General features: G+C 73.6%; 7 protein-coding genes and 1 pseudogene. 3 read left to right on the top strand and 5 right to left on the bottom strand.

What is annotated here, in order from left to right:
* The 5 genes and pseudogenes from AC1HC7_RS05815 to AC1HC7_RS05795 all read right to left on the bottom strand — a co-directional run.
* A pseudogene (locus AC1HC7_RS05815) lies at nt 1-546 on the bottom strand (precorrin-3B C(17)-methyltransferase); the annotation flags it as partial.
* Complete coding sequence (gene cobI / locus AC1HC7_RS05810; RefSeq protein WP_479495262.1) at nt 534-1,238, bottom strand: precorrin-2 C(20)-methyltransferase; 705 nt, start codon at nt 1,236-1,238, stop codon at nt 534-536. The gene cobI and the pseudogene AC1HC7_RS05815, both read right to left, overlap by 13 nt.
* Nucleotides 1,235-2,443 (bottom strand): precorrin-6y C5,15-methyltransferase (decarboxylating) subunit CbiE, encoded by a 1,209-nt coding sequence (gene cbiE / locus AC1HC7_RS05805; RefSeq protein ID WP_479495261.1) that lies wholly within the window; start codon nt 2,441-2,443, stop codon nt 1,235-1,237. Before cbiE ends, cobI begins: the two co-directional genes overlap by 4 nt.
* Nucleotides 2,440-4,185: a precorrin-8X methylmutase gene (locus tag AC1HC7_RS05800; protein WP_479498779.1), complete on the bottom strand. Its 1,746-nt coding sequence runs from the start codon at nt 4,183-4,185 to the stop codon at nt 2,440-2,442. Before AC1HC7_RS05800 ends, cbiE begins: the two co-directional genes overlap by 4 nt.
* A 36-nt stretch (nt 4,186-4,221) precedes the next feature.
* Nucleotides 4,222-5,430, bottom strand: a complete 1,209-nt coding sequence (locus AC1HC7_RS05795) for a sirohydrochlorin chelatase (RefSeq protein WP_479495259.1) — start codon at nt 5,428-5,430, stop codon at nt 4,222-4,224.
* Nucleotides 5,431-5,698: 268 nt separating this feature from the next.
* Here AC1HC7_RS05795 and AC1HC7_RS05790 point away from each other — a divergent pair, with 268 nt between their 5' ends.
* From AC1HC7_RS05790 to AC1HC7_RS05780, 3 genes are read left to right on the top strand one after another with little or no spacing between them, the layout of a single operon-like run.
* A complete protein-coding gene (locus tag AC1HC7_RS05790) occupies nt 5,699-6,124 on the top strand; it encodes a DUF1636 family protein (protein WP_479498778.1) in 426 nt (141 codons plus the stop codon).
* A gap of 46 nt (nt 6,125-6,170) precedes the next feature.
* The gene (cobT, locus tag AC1HC7_RS05785; RefSeq protein WP_479495257.1) at nt 6,171-7,223 is read left to right on the top strand and encodes a nicotinate-nucleotide--dimethylbenzimidazole phosphoribosyltransferase; all 1,053 of its coding nucleotides are present in this window, start codon (nt 6,171-6,173) and stop codon (nt 7,221-7,223) included.
* Complete coding sequence (locus AC1HC7_RS05780) at nt 7,223-7,987, top strand: adenosylcobinamide-GDP ribazoletransferase (RefSeq protein ID WP_479498777.1); 765 nt, start codon at nt 7,223-7,225, stop codon at nt 7,985-7,987. Before cobT ends, AC1HC7_RS05780 begins: the two co-directional genes overlap by 1 nt.
* The last annotated feature ends 165 nt before the right edge of the window (nt 7,988-8,152 follow it).

The raw sequence follows: 8,152 nt of genomic DNA, 5'->3' as shown, positions 1-8,152 counted from the left end.
GGGCGGGCGCCCCGGGCCCCCCCCGGGGGGGGGGCCGCCCCCCCCCCCCCCCGCGCCTGCCAGCAATTCCGCGGTCACCGCCTTCGCGTCTTCGGGGTTCTCCAGCGCCCAGCCCGCGGGCGGCTCGTCCAGCGCCACGCCCAGCGACACGTCCCCCGCCGTGGTCAGCGCCGCCGCGCCGCCCAGCGCCGCCGCCAGATCCCGCGCCATGCGGTTGGCCCCGCGATGCCCGCCCAGCAGCGGCACGACCGCGGCGCCGTCCTCGGACACCGCCAGCACCGGCGGCTCGGCCCGCTTGTCCGCCAGCATCGGCGCCAGCGCGCGCACCAGGATCCCCGCCGCGCAGACCCCCACCACCGGGCGCCCGGCGGCGAACATGGCGCGCAGATGTTCGGCCGCGTCGTCGAAGGTCACGCCGTCCCCGACCCGCCCGGCCCGCCCGTGCAGATCGCCGCCCAGGGCGGCGGCGGCGGCGCGCGCCGTCGCCAGCCCGCGCGCCGACAGGCAGATCACCGCGGGTCGCGGCCCGGCATTCAAATCAGCCACGGGTCATCTCCCCGATAGATCAGGATCATCGAAAAATACGGCGCCCGATCCGGCGCCTCGGCCAGCGCCATGGCGCGCTCCACCGGCAGCGAGGCGCGCTCCACATAGCCCGCCCGCGCCGTCAGTCCCATGGCCCCGATCAGCGCCCGAATGCGCCGCATGTGACGGCCCACCTTCATGATCGCCACCGCCTCGGCGCCCTCGATGCGGGCCCGCAGATCGGCGTCCGGCAAGGGCCCCGGAATCACCGTCAGCACGTCGTTGCGCGCCGTCAGCGGGCGCCCCAGCGCCGCCGCGCAGCCGCCAAGCGAACTGACCCCCGGCACCACCTCGCAGGGGTGATCCCGGCTCAGCCGCGCGAACAGATACATGAACGAGCCGTAGAAGAACGGGTCCCCCTCGCACAGCGCCACCACGTCGCGCCCGGCCCGCAGATGCGCCGCGATCCTCTGCGCCGCCGCCGCGTAGACATCCTGCGCCGGGCCGCGCGGAGCCGTCATGGGCACGTCGATGCGGATCTCCTCGGCCGCCGCCGGGATCGCCCCCGCGGCGATGGCGCGCGCAAAGCTCTCGCCCTCGTCAGGCGCCGGATAGGCGATCACCGCGGCGCAGGAGATCAGCCGATGCGCCTTCAGCGTCATCAGTTCCGGGTCGCCGGGGCCAAGCCCGACCCCATAGAGCGTGCCGCTCATCGCTTGACCAGGCTCCACTGCGTCACCGGCAACAGCGGGCGCCAGGCGGTCAGCCCGCCCAGCGGCGCGGTGCGGCTGACGGAGATCTTCGCCAGATCGCCGCCCATGCGCGCATGCAGCGCGATCAGCCGCGCCTCGCTTTCCAGCGTCACCGCGTTGGCCACCAGCCGGCCCAGCGGGCGCAGCGCCGCCCAGCAGGCGTCGAACGCCGGTTCCGACAGCCCGCCGCCGAGGAAAATCGCGTCCGGCGCCGGCAGGCCTGCCAGCGCCTCGGGGGCCGATCCCTCCACCAGCCGCAGCCGCGGCGCGCCCAGCGCCAGCGCGTTCGACGCCGCCATGGCGCGGCGATCGGCGCGCGGCTCGACGCCGATGGCCGACGCATGCGCCGCCGCCCGCATCCATTCCACGGCCACCGAGCCGCAGCCGCAGCCCACATCCCACAACAGCGCCCCGCGCATGGGCATCAGCTTGGCCAGGGTTGCCGCGCGCGCCTCGCGCTTGGTCATGGTCCCGTCATGAACGAAAGCCTCGTCGGGCAGACCGGGGCCGCGCGGCAGCAGCGCCGCGTCGGGCGCCGCCACGCATTCCACGGCCAGGGTGTTGAAGGCCGGCACCTCATGGGCCCAGCTTTCCGCCAGCCCGTCAAAGCGCGATTCCTCGGCCCCGCCCATGGCCCCGAACACCGTCATCGGGCTTTTGCCGTAGCCGCGCTCGGTCAGGAACCTTGCGATCTGCGCCGGGGTCCGGGCCCCGGTGGTCAGGATCAGCAGCCGGATATGGGGCTGGATGAAGGCGATCATCTGCTCCACCGGGCGGCCATGCACGGTCAGGGTTTCCAGATCCGCCATCGACCAGCCCATGCGCGACGCCGCAAGCTGGAACGCCGAGACCTGCGGGTGATAGACGATTTCCCCCGGGTCGATCGCCCGCCCGATCCGCGCCCCGACCGAAAACCACAGCGGATCGCCAGTGGCCAGCACCACCACGCGGCGCCCGCGAAACCCCTTCAGCGTCCCGATCAGCGCATCGAAGGGCGAAGGCCAGGACACCCGCTCCGCGGTTATCCTGTCCGACAGCAGATGGTGCCGGTCGCCGCCGACGATCACCTCGGCGCTCTCCACCAACGCCCGCGTGGCGGGGGACAGGCTGTCCAGCCCGCCCTCGCCGATGCCGACGATGTGCAGCCACGCCCCCGCGCCGGTCACGCCAGCCCCCCGGCCAGCGCATTCAGCGCGGCGGCGGCCATGGCCGAGCCGCCGCGCCGCCCGCGCAGGGTCAGGAACGGCGTGTCGCGCGGATCCTCGGCCAGCGCCGCCTTGGATTCGGCGGCGCCGACGAAACCCACGGGAAAGGCGAGGATCGCCGCCGGTTTCGGCCAGCCGCCGTCGAGCAGCTCCAGCAGGTGAAACAGCGCCGTGGGGGCGTTGCCGATCACCACCACCGCGCCCTCGATGCGGTCGCGCCACAATTCCACCGCCGCCGCCGAGCGGGTGTTGCCGATCTTTTTCGCCAGCGCCGCCACGCCGTCGTCATTGAGCGTGCAGCGCGTCTCCACCCCCTCGGGCAGCAGCCGGGCGACGATCCCGGCGGCGACCATCTCGCAATCGCACAGCACCGGCGCCCCGGCGGCCAGCGCCGCGCGGGCCGCGCCCGCCACGTCGTCGGACCAGGCCAGCCGGTTGGGCAGGTCGGTCATGCCGCAGGCATGCACCAGCCTGATGGCCACGTCCTGCAGATCCTCGGGCAGATGGTCGAGCCGCGATTCCGCGCGCACCGCCGCGAAGCTTTCGGCGTAGATCGCCGCCGGGTCGCGCTGGTAGCGCAGGCGCGGCGGCGCGTCGGCGGCGGCGGCCTGCGCGGACAGCGCGTGCTCGATGCCCAGGATCCAGGATTCCTCGGTCTCCACCGCGCGGCGTTCATCGGCGGTCAGATCCTCGGGGCCGCCAAACAGCGCCGCCAGATCCCCGGCATCGTCGAGCCCCGCGAAATGCGCCGCCAGCAGGCGCACCTGCGCCGAATCCTTCACCTCGCCCGGGGCCGGCTCGATGGCGATCATCGAGGGGTGGATCTCCGCCAGCACCAGGGGCGTCTGCGCGGTGTCCGGCGTCGCCAGCCCGGTTTCGAAGGGCCAGATCCTGGCCTGCGCGAACCGCGGATCGGCGCGCAGGCGCGCCACCGCCGGCAGCCCGGTCAGGGTCTGCCCGCCCACCGAGCCGGCGCCGTTCAGCTGCCAGACCGATTTGGGCAGCGCCCCGCGCGCCCGCGCGAAGCGTTCGACGACGCGGTATTCGGGCAGCGTCGGGTCGGGCGCCGTCGGGTCGGTCTTGGGCTTGAGCTGCGCCAGCCCGGCGGGGTTCTGGCTTGGCGGGCGGCCCCAGAACGGCCCGGCGGCGGCGGCGGCCTTGCGGATCGCGGCGTCATGGGGGCCGTCTTCGGGCGCGCCCTGCAGCGCCATGTTCAGCCGCCCGGCCAGGATGAAGCGGTTGTTCTGATTGCGCGGCATCTCCTTCAGCCGCTCGGCCAGCCCGACCCAGACCGCAGCCCAGTCGGCGGCCCATTCGGCGCCGCCGAAGGCCGCCTCGGCGAAGCCCTGCGGGTAGCCGAAGGGGAAATCGAACCCCGCCAGCACCCGTCGCCCGGCGGCCAGTTCGCCCGCCAGCGCCTCGGCGATCTCGGCCATGGCCTCGGCCCGGGTGGCGGGGTTGCGCGGCGTCATGGGCCGCGCCGCGAGGGCGGATTCGTCGGCGGCCCCGTCGTCAGCCGCGCCGCCCCCGTCGCCGCCCCCGTCGCCGCCCCCGTCGCCGCCGGCAAAACCGTCATCGCCGCTCGCGTCGCCGCGGGCGTCCAGGCGCCGATGCAGCACCCACCAGATGCTGTCGGCGCCGGTGACGGGCGAGGCGGCGGCGGACCAGTCCACCACCATGTAGCTGTCAAACAGGGCTGTCATCGGATCGCTCGGCTCCGGGCTCGGAGAACGCCGCGCTCAGGCCTCGTCCTCCCGGTGATGATCGAGATGCTTGCGCACGCTTTCGGGCCCCAGCGGGTGATCGGCATGGGGGTAGCGCGGATGGTGGTGATCGTGATGATGATCATGGGTCTGATGTCGCCCATGATCGCCGCCATGTCCATGATCATGATCATGGGCGCGGTCATGCGAATGCCCGGCCTCATGCCCGTGCGAATGCCCGTGCGAATGCCCGTCCATGTCCAGCCGGCAGGCCCCGGTGCAGAAATCCCCGCACAGCGCGCAATCCTCGACATTGGCGCCCGGGGCCGCGGCGCCCTGCCCCTCCACATGGTGGTGGTGGCTTTCCTGCGGCGCCCCGACCTCCGCTTCGAACCCGAGCACCTGGGCGCGATACTTGCACATGCCGCAATTCATCGCATTGTCGCCGGTGATGATCTCGCGCACCCGCGCGGCGAAGGTCTCGATCACCTGCGGGTGGTCGTTGAGATACCCCGCCTTGACGAAATCGATCCCCGGATGCGCCGCCGCCGCCATGTCGGTGAAGCCGAAGATGCGGTCGATGAGAATGCCGGTGAACAGGAAATACGGGAACACGATCACCCGCTTGTAGCCCAGCCGCGCCACATGGTCGAGGCAGGGCTCCACCAGCGGAAACGTCACCCCGGAATAGCCCACCTCGCACCAGCCGAACCCCATGCCCTCCCACAGCAATCGCGCGATCTTTGACACATTGGCGTTGGCGTCCGGGTCCGAGGCCCCGCGCCCGATCACCACCAGCGCGGTCTCGGCCAGCGGCAGATCGCCCAGTTCGGCGTTGGCGCGGGCCACCGCCTCGGCCACGCGCGCGCCGGCGGCGGCGATCATGCGCGGATCGACCCCCAGTTCGCGCCCATAGCCGATGGCGATCCCGTGCCTGGCCGCGTAGGTGTTGAGCACCGTCGGAATGTCGTTCTTGGCGTGCATCGCCGCGAACAGCATCCCCGGCACGGCGAGGATATGGTCGCAGCCCTGTGCGCGCAGCCGGTCCAGCCCGTCGCGGATCACCGGGTTGGCGAATTCCAGATAGCCGTATTCCACCGGCCAGTCGGGGAAATGCGCCGGCAGCTTCTGCGCCAGCACCGCGAATTCATCCACCGCGGCCTGGGATCGCGAGCCATGGCCGCAGATCATCACCCCGTATTTCGGCGCAGATCCCTCGGCGGGTTCAGAGGCGTTGTCGGTCATGGCGATGCGTGTCTCCCTCGCTGGCGCATCGGCGAGGGCGACGCGCCCGCGACCCCGCGCCGCGCGTCCGGTCGAACAGCTTCGGCCTGGGCCCCCTGGCTGGGTCGGCCGCGCCCCGAATCCGCTCCGCCCTCGCCGGGGCGCCGTTCGCCTTCTCCTTATCATCTGCGGCGCGCGTCGCAATCCACTTTGATTCCGTCTCCCGATGCGCATAAGACGACGCTTCGCCCGGATATGCTGACCCTGACCCAGACCCACAGGACGCCCCATGACCGCTCGCCTCATCATCTGCGAAACCTGCGCCTTCGCGCCCGACGCCAAGACCCGCGACGGGCGCACCGGCGGCGAGATCCTGCACGCCCACGTGACCGCCGCCGCCGCCGGGCGCGCGGAGATCGCGGTGGAAACCCATGCCTGCCTCATGGGCTGCGAGCATCCCTGCAACGTCGCCATCGCCGCGGAGGGCAAGATCGGCTACGTGCTCGGCAGCTTCGCCCCCGACGCCGACAGCGCCGCGGCGCTGGTGGACTACGCCGCGCGCTACGCGCAGTCGGACCGCGGGCAGGTGCCCTATCGCGACTGGCCGCAGGGGGTGAAAGGCCATTTCGTGTCGCGCATCCCCCCGCCCCCGCGCGCGGCCGATCCCGACCCCGATCCCGACCCCGATCCCGATCCCGACCCCGAAAACACGTGAAAAGCCGGAAACACAAGACAACGCAAGACAACAGCGAGACCGCCCGATGCTGACCCGACTGACCATCCCCCCCATCGACGAGACCCTGCGCGCCCGCGTGCAGCGGGCCATCGACTGCAAGACCAAGCCCCCGGGCTCGCTGGGCCGCATCGAATCGCTGGCCCTGCAGCTGGCGCTGATCCAGAACGACCCGGCGCCGGGCGCCGCCGCGCGGCTGCTGCTCTGCGCCGGGGATCACGGCATCGCCGCCGAGGGCGTCTCCGCCTGGCCTCAGGAGGTCACGGCGCAGATGGTGCTGAATTTCCTCGGCGGCGGCGCCGCGGCCAATGTGTTCGCGCGCGCCGTGGGCGCGGCGGTGACGGTGGTGGATGCGGGCGTCGCCGCGCCGATCCCCGACGCCGGCCCCGGCGCGCCCGCCCTGCGCCGCGCCAATATCCGGGCCGGCACGCGCAATGCCGCGGTCGAGGACGCCATGACCGGCGACGAGACCCGCGCCGCGCTGGATTTCGGCGCCGAGCTGGCGCGCGAGGCGGTCGCCGCGGGCGCGCAGGTGATCGCGCTGGGCGAGATGGGCATCGCCAACACCTCGGCGGCGACGCTGCTGGCGCACAAGATCGCCGGGCTCGACCTCGCGGCGCTCACCGGCCCCGGCGCCGGGCTCGACGACGCCGGGGTGTCGCGCAAGCTCGCGGCGCTGCGCCGCGCCGCCGCGCGCCACGGGCCGGAGATGACGCCCATGGCGGCGCTCGCCGCCTATGGCGGGCTGGAAATCGCGGTGATGGCCGGGGCGATGATCGGCGCCGCCTCGGCCCGCGCCGCGGCGCTGGTGGACGGGTTCATCTCCTCGGCGGCGGCGCTGGTCGCGCTGCGCGCCCGCCCGGACATCGCCCCCTACCTGATCCAGTCCCACCGCTCGCACGAACCGGGCCACAAGCTGATGCTGACGGCGCTCGGGACCCAGCCGCTGCTGGATCTCGACATGCGCCTGGGCGAGGGCGCCGGCGCGCTGCTGGCGCTGCCGCTGCTCGGCGCCGCCTGCGCCATGCTCAACGACATGGCGACGTTCGAAAGCGCCGGCGTCTCGGGCAAGGCGGACTGATGCGCGCGCTGCGGCGGGAACTGGCGCTGGCGTTCTGCGCGCTGCGCTTTCTCACCCGCCTGCCGACGCCCGGCTGGGTCGGCCACGACCCCGGCATGCTGGCCCGCGCGGCGCGGTATTTTCCGCTGGCCGGGCTGGCGGTGGGCGGGATCGCGGCGCTGGTCTGGCTGGCGGGCGCGGCCTGGCTGCCGGCGCCGGTCGCCGCCGGGATCGCGATCGCCGCCGGGATCGCGGCCAGCGGCGCGCTGCATGAAGACGGGCTCGGCGATTGCTGCGACGGGATCGGCGGCCATGCGGACCGCGCCCGGGCGCTGGCGATCATGCGCGACAGCCGCATCGGCGCCTATGCCGGGATCGGCCTGATCCTCAGCGTCGGGCTGCGCTGGGCGGCGCTGGCGGGGTTCGAGCCGGTCGCCGGGGCGCTGGCGCTGCTGATCGCCCATGCCTGGGGCCGCGCGCTGATCGCCGCGGCGCTGTGGCTGGGGTCCTATGCGCGCGAAACGATCGGGGGCGGGGCGGCCAGCGAAGCGTCGGGCGTCACGGCTTTCGAGGGGGGCGCCGCCCTCGCCGCCGCCTTGGGTCTCGCCGCCGCGCTGGGCGGCGCAAGCGCCGTGATCGCCTGTGTGAGCGCCGCCGGCGCCGCGGCGCTGGCGCTGCTGGTCCTGACGCGCCGCCTTGGCGGCTACACCGGCGACGGGCTGGGCGCCATCGAACAGATCGGAGAGCTGACCGCGATGATCGTTCTGGCCGGGTTCTGGGCATGATTTTCCTGCGCCACCCCGTCCCCGACGCCGCCGCGGGGCTGTGCTACGGGCGCCTCGACATCGGCCTCGGGCCCGACGCGCCGCGCCAGATCGAGGCGGCGCTGGCCGCGACCCCGCGCGCGCGCCGCGTGATCGCCAGCCCGGCGCGCCGCTGCCGGGCGCTGG

The organism is Oceanicella sp., assembly GCF_056449545.1.
Note: the sequence above shows the minus strand (reverse complement) of the source record. Positions and strands in the feature narration are given on the sequence as shown.

Coding starts and splice junctions, on each gene's coding strand:
- AC1HC7_RS05800 (WP_479498779.1), bottom strand. CDS start 4,185: ATGACAGCCCTGTTTGACAGCTACATGGTGGTGGACTGGTCCGCCGCC.
- AC1HC7_RS05780 (WP_479498777.1), top strand. CDS start 7,223: ATGCGCGCGCTGCGGCGGGAACTGGCGCTGGCGTTCTGCGCGCTGCGC.
- AC1HC7_RS05795 (WP_479495259.1), bottom strand. CDS start 5,430: ATGACCGACAACGCCTCTGAACCCGCCGAGGGATCTGCGCCGAAATAC.
- AC1HC7_RS05790 (WP_479498778.1), top strand. CDS start 5,699: ATGACCGCTCGCCTCATCATCTGCGAAACCTGCGCCTTCGCGCCCGAC.
- cobT (WP_479495257.1), top strand. CDS start 6,171: ATGCTGACCCGACTGACCATCCCCCCCATCGACGAGACCCTGCGCGCC.
- cobI (WP_479495262.1), bottom strand. CDS start 1,238: ATGAGCGGCACGCTCTATGGGGTCGGGCTTGGCCCCGGCGACCCGGAA.